General features: G+C 42.0%; 12 protein-coding genes. 9 read left to right on the top strand and 3 right to left on the bottom strand.

Going from position 1 to position 22,109, the window contains the following annotated elements; translation table 11 throughout:
• Window positions 1-10 precede the first annotated feature (10 nt).
• Window positions 11-6,808, bottom strand: a complete 6,798-nt coding sequence (locus AABW11_RS16800; protein WP_340106298.1) for an InlB B-repeat-containing protein — start codon at window positions 6,806-6,808, stop codon at window positions 11-13.
• Window positions 6,809-7,075: 267 nt separating this feature from the next.
• On the bottom strand, window positions 7,076-7,567 hold the full coding sequence (locus AABW11_RS16795; protein WP_340106297.1) for a hypothetical protein: 492 nt from the start codon (window positions 7,565-7,567) through the stop codon (window positions 7,076-7,078).
• 330 nt (window positions 7,568-7,897) lie between these two features.
• Between AABW11_RS16795 and AABW11_RS16790 the strand changes: the two genes are divergently transcribed.
• From AABW11_RS16790 to AABW11_RS16750, 9 genes are all read left to right on the top strand, one after another.
• A complete protein-coding gene (locus AABW11_RS16790) occupies window positions 7,898-8,926 on the top strand; it encodes a tetratricopeptide repeat protein (RefSeq protein WP_340106296.1) in 1,029 nt (342 codons plus the stop codon).
• A gap of 2 nt (window positions 8,927-8,928) precedes the next feature.
• Window positions 8,929-12,021, top strand: a complete 3,093-nt coding sequence (locus AABW11_RS16785; protein WP_340106295.1) for an FG-GAP-like repeat-containing protein — start codon at window positions 8,929-8,931, stop codon at window positions 12,019-12,021.
• An 11-nt stretch (window positions 12,022-12,032) separates the two neighbouring features.
• Entirely contained in the window at window positions 12,033-13,820 is a 1,788-nt protein-coding gene (locus AABW11_RS16780) for a type IX secretion system membrane protein PorP/SprF (protein WP_340106294.1), read from the top strand.
• Between the two features lie 7 nt (window positions 13,821-13,827).
• Entirely contained in the window at window positions 13,828-15,399 is a 1,572-nt protein-coding gene (locus AABW11_RS16775; RefSeq protein WP_340106293.1) for a MotA/TolQ/ExbB proton channel family protein, read from the top strand.
• On the top strand, window positions 15,396-15,788 hold the full coding sequence (locus AABW11_RS16770; protein ID WP_340106292.1) for an ExbD/TolR family protein: 393 nt from the start codon (window positions 15,396-15,398) through the stop codon (window positions 15,786-15,788). The genes AABW11_RS16775 and AABW11_RS16770 overlap by 4 nt, the downstream gene beginning before the upstream one ends.
• A 7-nt stretch (window positions 15,789-15,795) precedes the next feature.
• On the top strand, window positions 15,796-16,212 hold the full coding sequence (locus AABW11_RS16765) for an ExbD/TolR family protein (RefSeq protein WP_340106291.1): 417 nt from the start codon (window positions 15,796-15,798) through the stop codon (window positions 16,210-16,212).
• Entirely contained in the window at window positions 16,213-17,289 is a 1,077-nt protein-coding gene (locus tag AABW11_RS16760; RefSeq protein ID WP_340106290.1) for a hypothetical protein, read from the top strand. It begins immediately after the preceding gene.
• A 34-nt stretch (window positions 17,290-17,323) separates the two neighbouring features.
• Window positions 17,324-18,838, top strand: a complete 1,515-nt coding sequence (locus AABW11_RS16755; protein WP_340106289.1) for a tetratricopeptide repeat protein — start codon at window positions 17,324-17,326, stop codon at window positions 18,836-18,838.
• Between the two features lie 110 nt (window positions 18,839-18,948).
• Window positions 18,949-19,680, top strand: a complete 732-nt coding sequence (locus AABW11_RS16750) for a Sec7 domain-containing protein (RefSeq protein ID WP_340106288.1) — start codon at window positions 18,949-18,951, stop codon at window positions 19,678-19,680.
• Between the two features lie 85 nt (window positions 19,681-19,765).
• On the opposite strand, the gene AABW11_RS16745 is transcribed toward AABW11_RS16750, so the two are convergent.
• Complete coding sequence (locus AABW11_RS16745; protein WP_340106287.1) at window positions 19,766-22,099, bottom strand: hypothetical protein; 2,334 nt, start codon at window positions 22,097-22,099, stop codon at window positions 19,766-19,768.
• Between the last annotated feature and the right edge of the window lie 10 nt (window positions 22,100-22,109).

The following is a 22,109-nucleotide window of genomic DNA, read 5'->3' as shown; positions in this document are numbered from 1 at the left end:
TCGAGATTAGTTATTTAATCAGAGTCATTTTATTAACGTCCTGAAACGCGGCTACTTCAGAAGTTGCCTGCATTCGAATGAAGTATACACCGCTGGAATATGCCGACATATCAAACCTATGAGTATGCATTCCGGCATCCATTGCCTTATCTACCAACGTAAGGACCCGCTGACCTGTGATGTTATAAACTTCCAGCCGTACGTCTGAGTTTGCAGGCAGCTGATAACTAATGGTTGTCGATGGATTAAAGGGGTTAGGATAGTTACGATTCAGCGCAAACTCATCTGGGATTTCTCTTACCGACAGCTCATCCATCGAAAATCCTGTTGTATTGATTGTCCCATTTCCAGAAAGAGGTAGACTTTCATATAGATTCAAGAGTTCAAACTCCAGGCTCGCAATTTGATCACCTTCAAAAGGTCGGCTTCCCGCCATTGCAATGTAAATTCGTCCTTCGTCTTCATCGATTCGATCTATTGCCACCCAGCCATCCGGCAAATCACTGAAAACGATATCGCTTACCACCCCCAATGACGCATCATAGGATCCGGAAAAATCAATCGAATAGACGGAACCCGTTCCCTCGATACTTATTGGAATCGAAATCTTTGTTTCCTGTTGATCAGGGGCTCCCCAGATGAGCTGCCTACTTGTCGGATCAGAGCCACTCACACCAGTCGATTGAGCCGATGCCATTACCAGTGCTGAAGAGGTTCCTGAATTAATGGGTATTTCGTCAATAAGTTCAACCGCATATCGAAGGATAAGTGACGCATCAAAACTATTCACACGACTATCACGATTAAGATCTGCCAAGTCGTCCTGAATAGCATTAAAGTCAATCAATTCAACAGCATTTCTTAGGACCTGCGAAGCATCAAAAGAGTTGACACGTGTGTCGGCATTTACATCACCAAATGCCGGACTAACCGTCACATTAAATGTACCCGTTGCTGTCTCACCATCCGATCCAGTCGCTGATATAGAGATAGTAGCTGCCTCACCCTCAATATTTCCGCGTTTAGCCGCGATTTGAAGCACATTTTCCTCGATGCTAGGTTCTACCCATTCACTATTGCTAGTTTCATGCGAATAACTTATTGGGGCGCTGCCCCCATTGAACAAGTTAGATATATCTTCATATCTCCATGTATCTGATCGTTTAAACATGTCATCACCAGCACGGATTTCCAGATGCTCTATGTTGCCTACATATTGAATTGGAGATGTTTCCTTATAAGCCAGTAAGAAACGATCTCCTTCCCACGACCCCAGACTAATCGTGTAGTTATCTATATTTTCATGTGCTAAATAGTTGCCAGGTTTGTCATTTTCATGACGTGTTGCGAAATAATATCTCGTAAGTGTACTAGATTGGGAGTAGATTTTCTCACCCGATCGATAGACAGATACACTGTTTCCATAGTCTGTTAAACCAAGATTATCAAATAACCCGAGTATATCTTTCCCGCTAGAGTGATAATTGACCAAATCATTCCAGTCTGCAACTCTGTAACCAGTTCCAAAAATGGAATCCACTGCAGCATCCCAATCGCTATCAGAATGCACAATACCTGCAGATACCGCAAAATTTCCATACTCCACAAGCCCTTCCTTGGGATCGAAATGTGCTGTTAGTTCCCTGTCCTCTGAAATCGCGAAGATGATTGGGTTTTCTGATGAAACTTCAACTCCATCTTCACTCCAATATGAAAATTCAAATCCTGGATTTGGCATTGCTGTTAGAGAAATTTGGTCACCATCATTGTAGCTACCAGCCCCCTCAACTGTTCCTCCTTCTTCAGGAGCTGAATTCACCTTAATAGTCCAGTTTGAATTTTCAGCTGCATTACTAATACTGAGATTATCAACGTATCCCTCAAAATCCCAACCACAGCCACCAATCCAGATCTTAGTAATTTTAACAGCGTCTGGGTAGTTATCAAGGACGTTAAATTGCTGATTCCTCAACCAGACTCCCTGCGTTACATCACCAAAACCTCGCTGTATCAAATTACCTGATGTACGGTCGGATCCTCCACGGTAATTATATGAGAGTTGAAGGATGCCATCGTCACCATTACCGCGCTCAAGATAAAGCCTTACATTAATCGGAAACTCTCCATTATTAAAGCCAGATCCATCAGCTACACTCGAATAAGAAGCCTTAACATCAAAATTTACCGTCGTTGAATCCGTAATAGTCAGGTTTACCGGCGTTTCAATAGCTCCACAGCTACCACTTCCACCGGCACCACTTCTAATAACTCCAAATTCACCATTTTCAACAAACAAACTGGCTGGTACAATCGAACCGGGCATCGCAGCCCATGTCGGGTCGCTCGTAAAATCTCCATCATTAAAATCATCAGTGAATATCGCTGTGTCTTCGCTGGTGTCAATACCTGTCGTAAAGTCCCAAATAGGGCTCCACTCTCCGACCGTTTCACCCTGAATGGCCCTGACTCGCCAGGAATAATTTCTGCCTGCCAACAATGGCTCTGTATGCTCGTATTGCGTTCCATCAACGAACGTCTCCACGATCATGGCTGTGGGGTTACTGGCGTTGAAGTGGAGCTCATATCGATCTGCTCCTTCTACCGGCTCCCATTCAAAGGGAGAATCAACTAATACATCAACTGCATCATCTTGGGGAACGGTCTGAAGAGGCGGTGAAATGACCGTTGTATCAGAGATTTGGAATTCATTTCCAAATACGATGTTATTATCCGAATCAAAAAATTCAGGGTAAAGATCTTCAATTTCAGGTACATTATCATTTGCGTCTACATGAAGTGCTAAGTAATATGATCCGGGGCTTATTGTATCAGGGATGTTTACAGAAATTGTTTTTTCCGTGTCCGCAGCTTCATAGCATAACTCACTTTCTTCTACAAATGAATTAAGTTCTATTTCACTTCCATCAAACGACTGGTTATTGTTGGACAAATAAATTTTTCCGATCCATCCCGCTGGAGCAGTATCATCCCCACTGTTTCTATATACAGCTTTAACATCTATTTGACTGCCTTTTCTGGTTATTGGTGGGCCGGAAATAGATTTTGAAACCAAGTCTGGCCCTTCACTATACATTTCCTCTCCATACTGTTCTAAACTTACCACAATTGACTCATTATTAGCATTTTCGGAGTTAAAAATAATCTTACCACTTCTGGTAAGACTTCCACAACCTTGATATGGATCGACTGTAATTAAAGCCTGTCCAACTCCTGACTCTTCATTTGTAATTTCTTTTATAATAGATATCCAATCCACATCCGATCTAGCTGACCAATCAAGGGTGCCAAAACCGGTATTCTGGACGTATATTTTGAATGAGCCACCCAGATAATCAATGGGTTCTATGAGCTCTTCGGTATTTAAAGCCATATCCGGCAGATTCCCGTCAACAACTTCAATGGCATCAACTTTGATTTCAGAATCATTACTTACACCATCACCAGCAATTAATCTCACGCTGTAATTGCCTGTTTCTTGATAGGTGTATTGAGGGTTCTCTTCTTCAGAGTCTATAATACCGTCATTGTTGAAATCCCATTTCCAGGATGAAATAACAGCAGAGGGACTAGAAGCATCGGTAAATTGAACTTGGAATGGAACACCTCCACTATCCGCATCTACCGTAAAATCTGCGATTATTTTCGGCTCAATTGTGACCGCAAATACATCATCTACCGAGGCATTATCTGCATCAGTTGCCGTGATTGAGACATTGTGAGTGCCAAAAGAATTATCATTTGCTTCTAATACAAGCTCTCTATTCTCTAACCTCTCTTGATCATATGTTAATGCAGTATGTTCAATATTCACATCGTATGTTAATATGTCGCCATTAGGATCATCGAATGTATTAGAAAGTTCTGATACAAATAAAGTCCCACCTGCTTGCATAGTCTGATCGGGTATACTTTGTAACACGATTGGATCACCAGTGCTACTTACGACTTGATACGGTTTTGCGTTACTTGTGCCATTTGCATTTTTAACTAAAAGATTTCCATCGCTGATTCCTTCCGGTATAGTAACTGAGATTTGTGTATCAGTCCAGGAATTTATATCGCCATTTAAATCATTGAACAGAATGGTACCTTCACTGTTGCCAAAGTTAGTTCCCGTTACGAAGATAACATCATCTGCAGATAATGTTGTCGAAGAAATAGCTGTAATTTCTGGTTCCGGGTCTCTTACATTTAAATAAAGATTAGAAAAAGTAGGGTTCTCGTTGTCATATTCAAGTACCAAGTAAATCTCAGACCTTCCAGTTTTAACATTGGATGGAATATTCCAAGTAATTGCCAATTCATTTGAATTTTGATCAATGTCGCGTATCCAGCTTTCAATTTCATTTGCATTTCCATCCTCAGATGACACCTTATAATCGTCATAACTGTAACCTGAAGGTAAAGTAGCAATCGTGGTAGCTGTTTCACCCTTACTTAGAAATATGTTATCTGTAGCAAATGATGGCACATAGGTTTGATCCGCAACTAAACGATTTATCGAACCTAATTGATTGACCGCATCAGCCGAAGCTGATCTTACATATATTGCAATCTGCTTCTCAGGGTAATGACCAATATCATCTATAAGAATTTTTTCTTTTACGTTATCTTCACCTTCAAAAATAATTCCATCGTTATCCACGCCAGATACATTAAAATCATCGCCATTAATGCTAAAAGATGTGACAGCAAAGTCATCCCAATAAGAAGGATTTGTATTGTTTACTGGCATTACGTCTAAATATTCTTCCATTGAAGAATAACTTTGAGTACCAAGTAATTCTCCGATATAAAATGATTTGGTTATTACGTTATTATCAATATTCTCATCCAGGGTACCTCTCGCACTTATTATAACCTTGTAAGTTCCATCCGGCCCAGAATTGGGCATTTGCAAACTTAGATTCTGTTCAACATTAGAATTGGGACTGATATTAGTCAGGATTTGACTATCAGTATCTATTGTGGTGCCAGATGGATTCACAAGACGTGCTTCTATGGTAGCTTCATCGTAAGTGTATATGCCTTGATTTTTTACATCAGCTGATACTTTTATGGAAGAACCTTCAATTGGCTGAGATGGATTTATTGTACTAGAACCCGCTACTGCTAAATCCCAACCTTCTGCACTTTGGCCAACTTCTAGTTGTAAAAACCCTGACTTTGGATACCTTAAATTATTTCCAGAAACTTCGGTTGTAAAAAAATAATCATAAGTACCAGGTTCTGAAAACGAAGTAGAGTAATTATATTTCGCTCCTGTTCTATACGAAGTCTGAGAAGAAGACATCTCATAATTAGAACCGTTAATATTTAAATTAATTGAGTTTGGTGAAAAATTATCAGTAGACGAATAATCTATATTGAATTCGAAACTTGTATTTGTATTACCTATCGCTGGTAACACCAAAGCATTTGATAAAGAAGATGTGTTCGGTTCTGTTATTAGAAGTTCATTTAACCAAAGAACTGCTTTTGAAGTAAACCTTTCATAACGACTTTCAATGATTTCTTCATCTTCGTTAAAAAATAATATGTCAATATCTTTCTTGAGAGTATCAAACATATGTTTTGATGTCAAAAGCACACCATATGCAATTAGGGACTTATCACTTGAATTTTCTTGAAGTTCGTAGGCAATTGTAGAGGCTAATACGGTTCGCATACCACTATTTACAGAATCATCAATCCATAAAAGAGCCTGTGCTGTCCCAACAACTGCAAAAAGAGCAAGACTTGCCTTTACTACAATTGGCCCTGCAATAGTGGCAGCCTTAGCAGATGAAATACCAAGTTTTGCACTGTAATAGGAAACCAATTTAGCCTTTAGTGAACTTTCGACGGCAGAACCAATAAAAAATTTAGCTAGACTAACACTTTCGAGAGCAAGAGATGGTAAACTTTCCTTGATTTCTTCTAAATAGAGCTTGTAATATTCTTCAGTTTGATAATTTTTAAGATATTCTTCAGCAAGCAAAAAGGCTTCATTAAATGCAGGGTCTGTGATAATTTCTGAATCGTTCAAATACTTTTTGAGTTCATATAAACGATACAAAGAAATTTCATTGTTTAGTGCATGCATCAATAAACTTTGTGCAAAAACATCAGATAATTCTTGACCAATATTTACTGCTGAAAATACGGCTCCAAACTGTTTAGATAGATTGCTAAATCCTCCGAAGGAGTCTGGAAAATTATAAATATTACTTGCATCTGTATACTCATAAAGTTCTGCAACTTTTGATGAATAATTATCGACAACATTTAAGACATTTGATATGTCCCCAATTGTCTGTAAAGATGTAACACTTGATTTTGCAAAATCAAGCATACCATCTCTTAAGATTGGATCAGAATTTGGAAATCTATCAACTATATATTTTATCTGATAGTCTTTAATAACATTAACTGGTGCTTCAGAAAATGTTGCATATTCAATTATCACATCGCTATATCGTTGCAACCTCTCATCATAATCATAGATGTTCTTTACACCCCCAAAAAAATAATTTTTACTAAAAAGCTTATATATATTCGACCAACTTGCAGCAAAGTTATTGGGGACATGAAAATTGACCAAACCCTCAATTTGAGGATCTTCACTGAATTCAATAGATCTCTCTATTATGCAGCCGGTCTGCTCAAGAGATGATATCTCATCCATATTGATATAGTAAAAATTATCTAAGCATTCATCGATCACATTATTTTGCGAAAATGCACTACCTTGACCCACTATCAGAAAAATTATACAAGAGAAGATTAATAAGATTATGTTCTTCATTTTAGAGAGATTTTGTAATTACTTTTACTTAAGTTCATTACATAAAATTTACGTTGCAGAATTTTTCTTGTCATTAAATGAAATTATTTGACAAGGTTTTAGTGGTATGTGTTGTCACAAGACTCAAAATTACATCTGATATATGTGTTTATTAAACAGTTTAACAGAGAATAACTGCAAACCAATAATTCCCCTTTCATGAACAACAAAGCCATTAAAACTAATTTATTAAAGTCTTTTGAAGACTAGTACATCACCAAATTTAGCTCAATCTAACTTCTCGAAATCCTCACTCTCCGCATCCCAATACAATAGCGAATCCTTAAACGCCTCGAAATAGTCAAACCTAGGCACAAACGGGATCTCACTCTTTCCATAAAGTTGCCTGGCAGTAATGTAATATTGGTCATCCGTACCAATTCTTACAGGCAGGAATTGGTTATTTATTGTAGTTACAATAGAAGGAAAGTCTCCATCCTCACTCAGTGATACTTGGCCGTCTGCGATTGTGACATTAAATTGGCATTCAGAAAGAATCGCAATCCTCTCTCCAAAATTATATCTGTTTGCACTCGAATAGTTTTGCCTAATAATTGTTCTTGGAATCTTGATGTATTGATGATGCTCTGCTGGTTTAAAACCAGACACTACGTAATCGTCTGACGTAGGTGTATGGCCTTGAACGCTATCTAATTTAAGAAAAGCAATTACAGCGTTTAGGAATGCATTATTAACACCTGTCGCAATGATTTCTGGCACAATAACAACACCTACATAATCAGTGAGAAAGTCTCTGAATTACAAGGTATTGACCCATTTTAGCTCAGAATCATCTGTATAAATACAAAGATTACAAGTAACGCGAGGGAAAAGATTAAAGCTCTGTTTGTTACAATTCTATCTCAAAAACTTTTCCGCACCTCTCCCAGCCTGCGAGGAACTCTTACCAAATAATCCATTCAGGTGGCAACCCGGCATTAAAAAATGCATCCGTATTCTTCTACTCTGTAGAATTTGGGCAGTATTTCACTGGTGTCGCCTGATTGTGACTTTAGAGCAATTTCGTTCGTTCCATACAAGGACTTTTATATGGCAAACCATCTGCAGACTCGTACCGGATATCTTTTAATCTGTCTTTTATTCGTATTACCTCTCGGTTTCTTGTCAGCCTGCGAAAGTACACTAATGCGGGAGTTCAACCATCATATGTCGGGGAGTGACCTGAACCGTGCCAAAGGTGTGGTTCAGCAGCAGCTTTCGCGCAATGGGCAGGACCCGGAGGCGAACTACCTGATGGGCAACCTGCTGAGCCGGGAACAGAACTATGCCGAGGCGAATACCTATTTCGACCGATCTATCAACCGGTCATCCGTATACAGAGAACATATTGAGTTTCTTCGTGAGCGAAACTATAGGGTGGAATTTAACGACGGCATTGAGGCCCATCAAAACAACAGGTATGAACGGGCAGTCCGGCAGTTTGAGCTTGCCCTGCAGGTATTTCCGGATAGAGTGGAAGCCTATCCACTCTTAGCGAAATCAAGAGCGAAACTCGGGCAGCCCGATTTGGCGGAAACAGCCTACCGGGCCTGCCTGGAGTTTGAACCCGCACACCTGGAGTGCGGCCTAAATTTATCGGAAATGCTCATTGAGCAGGAGCTCTTTTCAGATGTGATTAGTGTTGCCGGGCCGATCAGCCGGGAACACCCGGAAGACTGGCGACCCAACCGGCTGCTCACCGATGCCTACCTGCAAACCTCACAATACGATCGCGCCGAAGAGGCTTTCAGCGACCTGATCAGCAAGCAAAACAGCTACGACAATCTAAAGCAGTTTGCGCTTTCCCTTTATAACAGAGGCGAAGTACGGCGGGCTGAGCCCTACCTGGTCAGCTGCCTGGAGCGCAACGCGACCGACCCGGTGGTGCTGGAGGTGCTGGCGGGCATCTACCTGGACAGCGGCAACTACGAGCTGGTGATCGATGCCGGGAACCGACTGCTGGACAGTGATCCGCAAAACAGCTCCATCAAAGCAAAACTAATGATCGCCTACGAGCTCACCGGGGATATCGACCGCTACAAAGAGATGCAGGCTGAACTTGGACTGAACGAAGAATGATCATGCACAAAACTAAATTCATACCCCTTACTATCTTACTATTGGCCGGTTTCCTGCTGTTCTTCTCTGCTGCAGATGCTTACGGTCAGTTCACTATTACCGAACGCACTCCTGCTCCTCAAAGCACCGATGTAATCGGATCAGATCCGATTGAGATCGAGTTCAGCCAGGATATTGACTTTTCTACCGCTGAGAACAGCGTTTTTATTCATAGCTCGCTGTCCGGATCTGCTTCTGTGGAATTTGAACAAATCGCTTCAAACCGAATCCGCTTAATCGCGGACTGCGGCTATATAGCGGGAGAAGTTCTTTCTATCACGGTGACAACTGACCTGCTTACTGATGGAGGAATTCCGCTTTCAAGTCCGCAGCAGTGGCGGTTCACCATTCTACCAGAGGCAGGATCAGACCGGTTTACCGATACAATGTATGAATTGGGTGAAGGAAGCGAGCCCTCAGCTATTCAGGCGATTGATATTAATAACAATAAACTGTCCGACCTGGTGGTGATCAACTCCAACAACAGCGAAGTCACTGTCCTTGAAAATCAGATTCATATTACGGGTGAATACCTGGTCCGAAACTCATTTGAAACAGGGATTGACCCAAATGCCGGAAAAGAGATCGCCGGTGAAGAGAGCCGTTTACGATCCACCACCCTGCCAGCCAACTCAAGTATTACATCGGCCGATCTGAACCGTGACGGATATCCCGATCTTGTTGTGGCTGCCACTCTGAGCAATCAGCTTATTCTGCTTCAAAACCGTGCAGATGGCCAGCTCGACTTTGATGTAGAACTGATTGACACAGGAGACCGGCCGGTTGATGTAGTTGCGGCCGACATGAACAATAACGGATATCGGGACCTCGTGGTTGCTGCTGCCGGATCAGACGACATTGTGATTCATTACAATAATGGGGACGGTACTTTTGCCTCACCAATCTCAATCGGCGTTGGCTTTGTTCCGCTATCCATAGTGGTTGACGATGTTAACAACAGCGGCTATCCGGATATCGTGGCGGCTCTTTCCGGTGAAAACAGGGTAGCGGGCCTCATCAACGATGGTGAAGGAAATTTCTCTTACGAAATTTTGATTGATGAGCTGGCTTTCACACCCACCTTTATTTTGTTAGATAACTTTACAGTTAATGGCAGTGGTGATGATTTCCCGGATATACTTCTCGGTTCAAGTGATGAAACTGATGTTTACCTTTATGAAAACATTTCTGGCAGTTATGCACTGCTGAATACCCTTTCCAGCGGACAGTTGACCAGGCCTGTATTCGGAATCTCTGCCGACCCAGACGCAAACGGCATTCTTGATCTGATAAGCTCCCATTTTGGATCTGGAAACATCCTGTTGAATTTTAATAACTCTGCAGGATTTACCGGCCAGGCCTTTCTGAACAATCTTTCAGGCCCGGTTGGGCTGACCTCATCCGATTTTAATGATGATGGCTCCATTGATCTTGCGGTAACCAATCAAACCACGGGAGAAGTAACGGTTTTACTTAATGAGGCATCCCGTGCTGCCTGCCTTGGCGGAAATGACCTTGCATTTGGAGATGTGTGTCTCGGGGAGTCAGTTACTGAAGAAATTCAGGTAACCAATTTTTGTCCTTTTCCGCTTGGGGTTCAGGTTTCTTTAGAGGGTAATGGATTCTCGACGGATGTAACCGGTTTTGAGATCGACCCCGGGGACGTCTTTTCTGTGCCCGTAACGTTTGCGCCTGAAGAGCGTGGATTTTTTGAGGGAGCAGTGACCATGATCTATAACCGCGCTTGCGGAGTACTCATGGAGGGTGTAGAATTTGAACTTTCGGGACGCGGTATTGAAAGTGATCTGGAAACACCGGATGAAGTGGCTTTCGGAGATACCATGGTCGGAACAACCGTTGAACGAACGGCAACCATTCTTAACACAGGAAATACAAGCGTGGACCTTGAGCTTACCATTGAATCAGATGAAAATGTGTTCAACCTCATTAGTCCCGGGACTATTACACTTGGACCCAATCAGGATGAGGATGTGTTGCTGTCATTCATTCCGGATAACATTGGTGATTTCGAAGGCGAACTGGTCATCACAGCTACATCCGATTGCGGTGTACTTGAGTATCGCATACTTCTGACCGGAACAGGTACGGAGCCAATTACAGAATTGACACTGCCCGATTTAATTGATTTTGGCGAGGTAGAAATCAATCTCACAGAATCTTCAGAATTTGTTATTACCAACTCTGGCAATGTTGATATTGACATAGAATTACTCCTACAGGGGCAAGATCCGGAAGTATTTGACCTGCACGGTCCAGAAACCTATTCCATTCCCGCCGGTGATCAACAGTCAGTTACGATGGAGTTCAGCCCGGTGAATACTGTTCTGTATACTGCAGACCTGCAAATTACGGGCTCTTCCGATTTTGACAATATTGAATACACAATTCCTGTTCGCGGAACAGGAATTGAACCTTTGCCCGACCTCGTAGCCGTTCAGATATCAGCAGAGTCAATCAGCGGGGATTATCTTATCGGACAATCCTATAGGTTTGATGCAAGTTTCCAGCTGGATCGCGATGAAGTTGTGAGTGATCCGTTTGACCTGATTTTCCTTGTAAATGATGACGAGCAGGAACGCATCCGGTTTACTGAAACGCTTAATCCCGGCGACGCCCGATCCTTCACATTTGAACACTCATTCAGCAGGGAAGGAACAAATGAGGTTCGGTTTGTTGTGGATCCCGAAGATGAAATTGATGAATCCACGACAGAAAACAATTCCATTTCCACTACTATACAAATACAGAGGGGATCACTCACCATAAGCCCCAATCCATTTACACCCAATAATGACGGGTTTAATGATGAAGTAGACTTCGATTTTTCCCGGCTCGGTACAGCCTCTAATCCAACAGTAAGAATATTCAGCTTTAACGGTCGATTAGTTCAAACACTGAGAGATTTGAACAGCGGATCTATTCAGTGGGATGGTAGAGATTCCGGCGGTAATTATCTAACGCCGGGCGTCTATCTGTATGTCGTTGAAGAAAATAATCAACTGCTGGGCAGGGGATCAATCACACTCGCGCTATAATCTGATAAAGAATGAACAGCCTCAAAAAACTTTTATTCATCGCTATTTTATTCTTTCTGGCCAATTCCGCCTTTGGACAGGATTTGCTGCTTGGCCCATCAACCGGATCAATGGATAGTAAATCTGTTTTTTCAAATCCGGCCATCATGTCGTTCCAAAATTCACAGATTGCCCTTGGACTTAAAGGCTATCATCTCGGATTTTTTGATGAATCCGGCATCGGCTATAAACAAGGTTATTTTTCTGTTCTGTTTCCACGGCTGTACGGCTCTAAATTTGGCGGTGGTGCGAATATTCAGTATTTCGACAGCCCAATATTCAGCAGAAGTCAAACCGGTGTCAGTACGTCCTACCGTATTATAAACAACCTATCGGTAGGTGCAAATATTTCACTTTATCATCTGAGCTATAATAGCGACAATTTCGTAGGATTTGACTTTGAGGATCCGGTCTTTGGCGGCGGGTATTCTAAGTTCACGTTTAACTCATCAGCCGGAATCTATTTTCGCCCTCTGCGTGATGTAGAGTTAGCGACAGGCGTTCGAAACCTCAATGAACCTAATATTTCCCTTTCCTCCGGCGATGCCACTGTGGCAAGAGAGTTTTTCGGTGGTGCCAGTTACCGTTACGGTCTACTGAAAGGAACCTTTGAACTTATTTACGGCGAATATGGCATCGAAAGTTCGCTGCACGCTGAGCTATTCTCGAGCCGTGGTTTTTATCTTCGCAGCGGTGCAAATACAAATTTCAATAACGCATACCTGGAAGGCCAGGCTCATGTTGGCCGCGGATACAGTGTAAACTACCAGTTTGAACTCCCGGTAAATGAGTTTTCAGGTAACTCAAGCGGTACACATATGTTTTCCGTTGTATATGAGTTCAATAAGCTCCCGAAGCTTCCTGAGAAACAAAGCCTTCCACCCACTTTTCCAACATTTGAAAGCAATGTCCCTGAACCATCCATTCCGGGAGACATTTTCCTGAGTTCCCAAACTGATCACGTGATCTATCGGGAAAAGGAAATCGTCAGGCAAATCGATGAAGAAACCATAACTCCGGAGGACCTGTCTGCTCTTTCGGACTATGATCTTGGCGAACTCGGTGATGACCCCGGTAAAGACACTGCGCCTTATTCGACAGAAATGTTGCGGCCATCTGCTCCTATACCGGAAACTGTTGAGCTAACTTCTTCAATTTCACCTCAATACAGGGAAGCCATTAATTACGTACTCACTCAACTTGGAAGGGAAGACTTAATTCCAGTCAATATAAACACGATCCAGGGAAATGAGATCAGAGCGGCTGGTCTCAGAAACGAGATTTGGGACCGTTCCGGACAGCCAATAAAGGTTGAGCAAATTACCCTGCCCTCTCAAAAAGATTCTGTTCGATTTAATACACCGATTATATCCCCATTAGTTCGCAATGAGAATCTAACCAAAATGGAACCTGTTCTTGCCAAAATACAGACTATTAATACCCACCCTGTTGATATCCGGAACTGGACGTTGCATATAGTAAATAATGATGGTTATCCAGTGCATGAAATACGGGGCAATTCAACAGTTCCTGATGTGATTGAATGGGACTGGATTCTTGAAAACGGAAGCCTTATTGAACCCGGGGTATACAGGTATTCACTAAACTGGCGGTCTGCTGATGGAAATGACTATCAATCGAACGAGAGAAGCATTTATGTTCAAAAGATTCATCAAAAAATTACGATCGACATAACCAAGGATGTTCAGAAGATTATTAATGATCCTGACACAATTGATATAATTCTCAAAAACAATTGATGCCGCTATGAAAAAGTATTCTCTGATTTTATTACTTACTCTTTTGATGTCGCTGACTGTGGCACTGAATAACGCTCACGGAGTCACTCAAGTAGTCCCAGACACTACAGATACAACCCAGGTTGCAGAAGGCGGGGAAGAGAACCTACTTGAATCTTCGAGTATGTGGACCTTAGTGGGGCAGGCCGGAAATATTCGCTATCCAATATTTGCGATTCTTGTCGTTGGATTATTCCTCATCAGCCTGAAAGTATTTGAGCTCTACAGAGATAATAATAAATCCACAGCTTTAATGAACACGCCATTCCCTGATCTGAACCTGAAACAGATGGTACGAACGCTTGAACGACAGACGGATCACATGCTGTCAAGGGTCATGGCAAAATTAATTAATGTGTTTCAGACCAATAAAAATGCAGACTATCTGCATGATGAGATCTCGAACTATAGCCAGTTGCAGCAAAATAACTTCAACTCGTTCAAAAACAGGATTGATTTTCTATCTGACACCGCCGGTGCACTTGGACTCCTGGGGACAGTCTGGGGAATGTTTGTCGTTTTTTATACCGGTAGTCTCGAAAAAGAGACCATTCTCGCCGGGATGGGCCTTGCACTGATGTCAACACTTCTTGGGCTGGTGGTCAGTATCACACTCAATTTTGCATCTACTCTTACCGAAGGCTACTTCTCCAAACGTCTTGAAAAGGTTACCGATAAAGCTGACGAAATGCGATTTCGGCTTATTGAACTCTCCGACAATCCCGAATCAACGGACGCTCCGCCAACCCGGACAACATTGAACTCAGCTGGAAAAAATCTTAACAATAACTCTAAAGCTTCAGATGAAATCCGTGATAAGATTTCGGAAGCCGATCGTAAGAATTCTTCCAAGTCAGAGAAATCAGTTATCGAACCAAAGCCGGAGCCTAAACCTGAAAATAAACCCGATAAGATTCTTCAAAAATCAGCCATTAAGGACAGTTACCCGGCAGGTGAAGAGATCAAAAATATAGATATGCAATTAATGGGAACAAATGGTGAGCCTGTAGCAGATCAGGCAGTGGAGGTCGTTTTGATGCATGCCGGTAAAGTAAATGGAAAGTCCGGTAATCACTCTTTTAAAACCGATAAAAACGGCAAATTTACATTCAACTGGTCACTCTATGGAAAAGCGGGTACGCAGAAAGCGGGTATACGGGTGGCGGACAAAAAATTCCACCAGGTAAGAAAGGAGATCTCCGTTGCAGTGGAAGCAGCTAAACCTGAAAACTTGAAGATATTGAATAATCACCAGGCAGTTGAAACGGGTAAGCCTATCAAAAAACCGATTGTTGCTGTCGTACAGGACAAATATGAAAATCCTGTGAAAGACACAGAAGTATCCATGAAAGTGACAATGGGAAATGGGACGTTCGACAATGGAAAAAGTAAACTTACTCAAAAAACCAATAAAGAAGGTCGTGTTGAAACAGGTTTCACACTGGGCGATGAACCGGGCTTTAATGCAGTGGATATTGATCTTGGCGACTATAACATTAGCAAAAAATTTCAGGCTGTAGGCCAGGAAGTGACGGTATGAAGCAAGGCAGCTACCTTTTACGATTTGTAGATGTGGTTCTCATACTGCTGTTTGGCTTTATCGTAATCTCCGATATCGATGAAGATTCACAGATCATCCTTCCAAGCAGTTCGGAAACCGAACAGTCGGAAGCTGAGCTTTTTGATGTTATTTACATCGGCATCACACCCGAGGGCACTTATTTCGACGAACGCGATAATTTGAGTTTTAGCAGTGCTTTTGACCTTCAAACGTATATTCAGCAACATCAAAACCGTTATGGGGATCTCGCTAAAGTAAGAATTCGCGCCAATTATGACACGCAGGCACGATACACCATTGAAGCCGCAAGGATATGTGACGAAGTAGGTGTAAAAAAATCGATTGATGTAAGACTACTAAGCAGATAATCTGACTATGAAAAATAACTCCTTCTTAATACGATTTATCGATATCGGACTGATCCTGCTTTTCGGATTCATCATCATCAGTGATATTACCGTACGATCCCAGATCGAATTACCGGGAAGTGACCCCGGTGAGCCATCCGAAGACAGGCAGCCTTTGGTGATGACCATTGAAGTTGAATCAGCCACAAAATTTCGTGTTTCGGAAGTAGAATCTGAACGACTGATAGGCGTATTTGACTCCGTTGAAGAACTCGAGAATGGATTGCTTCAGTATAGAAATCAAATCCGATCTCAGGGCCTCACCCCTCTGGCTCTCCTGGAGCTGAGTGCTGAAGCAAAGATGCAGACATTTATCGATGTCCTTGATCTTTGTGACAAGCTGGGTATCCCTAAGAACGTAAATGAAGAAACACTCCGTTTATAGATGATTATACCTGAAAAACAAGAAATCCCTAAAAAGAATCGGGCACCGGTGTTAGTAACGCTTGCCTTATGCCTGTTTGGTTATATCCTCTTAGCCTTTATTGAAGTGAAGGAGGCAGACTCAGCCCGGGAATATATCCGGGAGATCAGCCAGTTAAATATTACAAGAATTGCACCTAAGCCGGAGCCAGAACTAAAAGAAGAGTCTGAACAACCGGAAACTGAGGAAATACAAGAGGAACCTGTGGAAGAAGCAAAACCTGAACCGCCGAAGCGAATAAACATGAGTGAGGTGTTGCCCGAGGGAGTAAAAGTTGACCTTTCCATAAACAGGGATTCAAGGCAGCCCGGGGCTCGTCAGCAGACAGAGACCACACCGAGCCGCTCACTCCGGATTGAAGACTCTGAACTGGAACAAATGGGCGGGTTAAAAACCCTCTCAGATCGGGGAATGAGATCATCAAGAGCCGACAGGCGTACTTTGGGAAATAACAGTGACGCAAGTAGTTCTGGTATCACCATGGAAGCCACCTCAACTCTCAGTGGTGCAACCGGCGGAATGTCGGGTGTTGAGGGTGGAAGCCGGCTGGGCGGGCCAACAGGCAGGGGAACCGACTTAACGGGCGTTGAAGTAGGAATGAAAAATCTGGAAGACTTTGGGGAGGATTATAGTGAGATTGATTACAACGCACTCGTTAAGTGGATGGAAGACAATCCCGTTGCCCTTCCTGTACCCGCTGAACGACTGATGAGCGACGGCCAATTTAATCAAAATCAGCTTACGTCAAGAGTGCCTTTCTTTATTGGCGAACGGCAATTCGACCTTCTTTTGATGGTGAGCGAAGAACGGTTTGAAGTCCGAATAATCTTAGTTGAAAATGACAACGCGACTTTTCTGGTCGATCGCGGATTTCGTGGTGAATCTAACCGCTTAAGAGTTGGAGGCGTGGGCTATCAAGATGGTGAAATAGCTGAGATTGATTCCCAGATGAGAGATGCGGGAATCGATCAAACTAAAGAGTTTTACGGAATCTTCCTCAGCTGGTGGGAATCTGTGAAAGATGAATATGAACAATGAACGCACGTGAATTGAAAGTAAAATTACTATCCCTATGAATAATCTATATATACTAGTCATTATATGTTTGTTTTTTACAACAGCCTGTGCCACGTCGTCATCGTACAGCACACTCGATACACCGGTCGAAAACACAGTGGAAGAGCCATCCCTCTTTATTCCTGCCGGTGTTGATAGTGCCACTGCAGCTGAAGCCGAACAGATCGCAAACAGTTCTTTTGTTTCCTTTGAGGAAGAACAGCGTGCAGAACAACTCAAAATGGATGCAGAGGCATACCGGGCATCAAGTGACACAATGTGGTACTATCTGACGTTAAATAATCCGAACGATTACTTTGTCTCACAGGAAGATTCAGTCGAATCTATCAGGACTTTTAATAAAGGTGCTGAGTTTTTTATCGAATTGAATAATCTTGGTGCATCTTCAAATTTGCCATCCCCTGAATTGCAAAGGCGACAGGCCGAATACTTGAATAATGCCATCGCATCAATGGAAGAGTCCGTTACACTCAATCCATTTGAGGGTGAAACTCGATATTACTTAGCTCAATTGTATGAAATAAAAGCAACACGTCTTCAAAACAATCAAGATTATCAGAATGCCATAGATGTACTTGAAAAACTTACCAGAGTTGAAAAAGGAGATCCGCTTTATTTTGAAGTCCTCGCAGATAATTACACTGCCGTTGGTAACTACCCAAAAGCTGCAGACAACTTTAAATTGGCTCGTGAAGTAAAAGAGGAGATCTCAACGCTGACAGATTTCTATTTTGAAAACGGTCATATTTCAGAACAGGATTCATTGGATCTGTTTCTATATGCATATTATGAAGGTGAAGCATACACCAACTACCTCCAGGCGCCGGAAGCTCTCAAGGCTTTTGAGCTAGCAAAAGAACTGGCTCCAACCGATGAAGATAAAGAATTTGCCGAAGCTGAGATCGAATTCATCAATTGGGACAATGGAAATATCAAGGGGAGCTTTGCAAGGGATTCACTTGTCATGCTTGTTAATTCAGAGCGTCTAAACGCCGCTGAATCGGGCTTTAAAGAGCTTAAACCATCACTCCAGACGCAAACTGCAAGAGATGAAGTTGACTGGAGGCTGGCCGTAGTAGAGTATCAGCTGGAAAAAGATGAAACGGCTGCAGACCGCCTGATGAATCTTGTCAACCGAACGCCAACAAATGAAGACGGTATGCCGGTTGATTCAACTTATATCCAATATTTCAGTGATTACGGTCTGATCTGTTTTAACATTGGACAGCGCCACTTGGGGGAACGTGACCGCAGAACTGCACTGAAATATTTCCGGCAGAGTAAAAAAGTAAAAGGTCAATTCAGAGCTCGGGCCAACCTTCAAATAGCAGACTTACTTCAAAACAATATTTCTGAAGCCATAAATCATGCAAAAGAAGCTGAAAATGAAGTTCAATTCTTGAATGAGAATGATACCAAAGCACTCTATAGTTTGCTCACCGACCTCCACAGGCGGGATGGAAATCTTGATGAAGCAAGACGATACAGACAGTTGTGGAGTGAGCTATGAAAACGGATATTAACTTTATGAATCATTTGTTTAAAATGAGTTTTAAATCACTAATTTTGTCCTTGTTGTTGATTTTCAGTTTTATAATTTCGCTCCCAGCACAGAACCTCATGGAAAATGCTAATGTATCTCAGATCTTTAGGCCGACTGCCGAACTTACTCAACAGGATGCAATTCGTGAATTTCTAAGCGGTTTATTATTGCCAGGTGACGCACAGGATATAGAACGAATTGAAGTTGTTGATATTACGAACAATGGATTTGGACCGGATGATATGGTTGTGGTCCATCCATCCATGGAAATGTATATCATTGATCAGCCCGACCCCGGTATTTCTGAAATTATGAGAAGCTGGAATTTTGAAGAACAGCAACGTGATGCCAGTAATGAACTTTCTGCTGATTATTTCTACCCTGAAGGTGCAGACACGCTCGATCTTAATTTTGTTTCTGAGGAAGAGATGATGGACCTCGTTCAAAATTCTATTCTCTCGGATTTACTTGAGTCTCTTAACAGGAATTACAATGCCCTGCCGATCAGCCTGCGCCTTGAAAGAGACCAGGAGGGGTTTACGTTTCAGATGTGGGATTACCAGAGAGAAGCTTTCTCGTTTTCACCCCGGCCACCTGCTACTCCGGACAGTATCGGGGTGTATGACATGATGTACGTTCTCTACAGCGATTCCACTATTGTTGCAGATACCACTTACTACGACCTGATGTATATCAACCGCACCGTTGAAAATACGATTTATCTGCCGGAAGAAGATGAGGTTGTTACAGACCGTTTTGATACCGTCAGGCTTCCCGGCATTCCCCGAAGCAGGGCGAGATTAGATTGAATAAGAAGGCAAGATAACGTCTTTAAATCAGTATTCATCGAGACCTAAAACTTACTCGATACGATTTTTAAATTTTACCAGAAAATCAATCTTCCGTCCTGTTTGTAAACTCTTCACCATTCCAGTATAAAATGGAATTTTTATACTCTTCCAAATATTTATAGTCCGGATATCTCTCAATCGCTCCGATTTCATACAAATAATCGGCAGCCTCATCATATTCGTTTGATGTCCCAATACTCTGAACAGAAAAATCACTATTCAGGTAAAGATGAAGACGGCCCTCCTTGATATTTTTATTTTTAATTTCATAATTTAAAAAATCCATCATGTACAGTTCAAGTAGCCCGTACTCCTCTAGAAAATTGATTTGAAAAATACTACTGTGTGAACTTGATGTTGCAATAGTTTCACCAACTATTGACTTCGGGAAAAGCATATATGACAGCATGTTTGCAGGTTCATACCCTTCAAGAGCATATTCGTCTGTATAAGGAGCATAACCCTTAACTTCTTCAATATCCAATATAGCTAAGAATGCTTTATTATAGGCATTCGATATTCCGCCGATCGCCACCTCCATTTTGCCATCGCCGTTAATATCTTCAATAATATAATCATAGATGTAACCTGGGTTTATAAATTTTGATTGTTCATTTCCGGTCTCACCATTTCTAAGGGATAAAATTCCGGGAAAATATGTAATATGATTTGCGCTAACGAGCAAATCAGTGTTCTGGTCCTTAAGAAAGTCTCCCGCAATTAATTTCTTAACTGTGAAATCATTTTGAAATACGTACGGCTTGTTCGGAAATGTTAAATCATATTTTAGTTCATGGCTCCACAGTATCTCATTATCACCACTTTCTTTCATATATATTTTCCCGGGAGAGCTGGGTGAATATTCCGCCCAAATTATTTCCTGGATTTCATTTCCGCTGACATCAGCAAAATCGACGATTTCGTAAGGGTTAGAGCTCGGGTAATTTGCTGTGAATACCGTGTTCTCGCCAACACGTATTTCCTCGAGCATTACACCCGACTGGTTCATAATTTGCAACACTTCCCCACTAAATTCATAAAGCACAGGGTTCTTATCTAACGGACCGTAGAGAAGCCGAAATATGAATAATGCCATAATGATGATGACTGCTACTCCCACCGCTTCAAACTTTTTTCCCCAAATACGACTTGCAGCATACTTTATCGTTGAGGGATTCATATGAGTAGATATTCGTCTGTCATAAAAAAGGTCATCAAGCCGTTCAGCAGCGATCAGGGTAAGTTGATTTTTCGAATGTATCTCATTGAGTTCACCTAGTTCTTTGCGAAATATCTCTGCCTGTGATAACGGCACAACTAAAATGGTTACCCATGAATAAAATGCAGCATAGACTTTTGACTTAATACTATTTACCGCAACCGGAATGAGTTTCCCATCTTTATCAATGTCACCGGTTATTGCAATATTTGTATAAAGCTGGTAGCGTTCGCGAAGATCTGCCTTTTTTTGCAGTCCGGTAAACCACAGGGCAGCGATTGCTGCATTAAAAGAGCGGCCTTTGTGCATCGCTCCTGAGAACTCGTAATTCAGTTCTCCATGAAAATTCTTAATTCTTTTCCTCGGAGAAAAACGCTCCAGCAGATTGCGAGCAGCCAATGGAATATCAGAATCCTCCAGCAATAACGGCTTTTCAACACCCACAATATTAAACCGACGCCTAATTTGATCATATGGCTGATCATTTTCACCAGTTACGGTGACCCTTATACGCCTTAACCTTCCATACGATATGTCTTTCCCATTAAGTGTTTCAAATGTCTCTACAACGGGTACGAGCACCTCATTCTCTTTTTTTTCCCTGATGATATAGTCCAGATCACGCACAATTCTGCTGGTTTTAAGTCCAGTTTTTCTTTCCCAATTTTTACTGGTTTCCGAAGTTAGAACTTCTCTTAATTCATTAAAGAGCAGCTTCTTAGCATCAGGGTCAACCGAGCCATTTCCAGTTTTAACTTGTCGGGATAACAGGTCATCTGTAAATTCCAGCAGTTCATAAGCGGAATCTGATTCACCCACCCATAAATACATTATGACAAGGACTTCCGTGAGTCTGGCGGTAATGTCATTATATTTATCCAAAAGACCTAAGGTCTCAACTTCTTCTGCTATCTCTTGAAAGAGCCCCAGATCATCCGCAATCTCTGTTGGCGGAATTCCGGAGTAAGTGATTGGACTGGAGTACAATGGCCAATAGTGAATCAGCTCGACGATATAGCTCTCAAATTTTTTATAATCACCATTAAGGAAATAAAAAAACTCCCTCAGCATCGAGTTTCTCTGCCGGATAGATTCAATCCCTTCTATATCCTCTACCAGCGTCTGGAATGTTTCCTCAACACGTATTGGATTTGGCATTTTTCAGGGA

The organism is Rhodohalobacter sp. 8-1 (assembly GCF_038150125.1).
Lineage (GTDB): Bacteria > Bacteroidota > Rhodothermia > Balneolales > Balneolaceae > SW132.
The sequence above is the reverse complement of the archived record's forward strand: the minus strand, read 5'-3'. Positions and strand labels throughout refer to the sequence as shown.

Bases quoted from the DNA above. Each gene is read 5' to 3' on its own strand.
- AABW11_RS16775 (WP_340106293.1), top strand. From the start codon at position 13,828: ATGAAAAAGTATTCTCTGATTTTATTACTTACTCTTTTGATGTCGCTG.
- AABW11_RS16750 (WP_340106288.1), top strand. From the start codon at position 18,949: ATGGAAAATGCTAATGTATCTCAGATCTTTAGGCCGACTGCCGAACTT.
- AABW11_RS16760 (WP_340106290.1), top strand. From the start codon at position 16,213: ATGATTATACCTGAAAAACAAGAAATCCCTAAAAAGAATCGGGCACCG.
- AABW11_RS16755 (WP_340106289.1), top strand. From the start codon at position 17,324: ATGAATAATCTATATATACTAGTCATTATATGTTTGTTTTTTACAACA.
- AABW11_RS16745 (WP_340106287.1), bottom strand. From the start codon at position 22,099: ATGCCAAATCCAATACGTGTTGAGGAAACATTCCAGACGCTGGTAGAG.
- AABW11_RS16800 (WP_340106298.1), bottom strand. From the start codon at position 6,808: ATGAAGAACATAATCTTATTAATCTTCTCTTGTATAATTTTTCTGATA.
- AABW11_RS16770 (WP_340106292.1), top strand. From the start codon at position 15,396: ATGAAGCAAGGCAGCTACCTTTTACGATTTGTAGATGTGGTTCTCATA.
- AABW11_RS16765 (WP_340106291.1), top strand. From the start codon at position 15,796: ATGAAAAATAACTCCTTCTTAATACGATTTATCGATATCGGACTGATC.
- AABW11_RS16785 (WP_340106295.1), top strand. From the start codon at position 8,929: ATGCACAAAACTAAATTCATACCCCTTACTATCTTACTATTGGCCGGT.
- AABW11_RS16790 (WP_340106296.1), top strand. From the start codon at position 7,898: ATGGCAAACCATCTGCAGACTCGTACCGGATATCTTTTAATCTGTCTT.
- AABW11_RS16780 (WP_340106294.1), top strand. From the start codon at position 12,033: ATGAACAGCCTCAAAAAACTTTTATTCATCGCTATTTTATTCTTTCTG.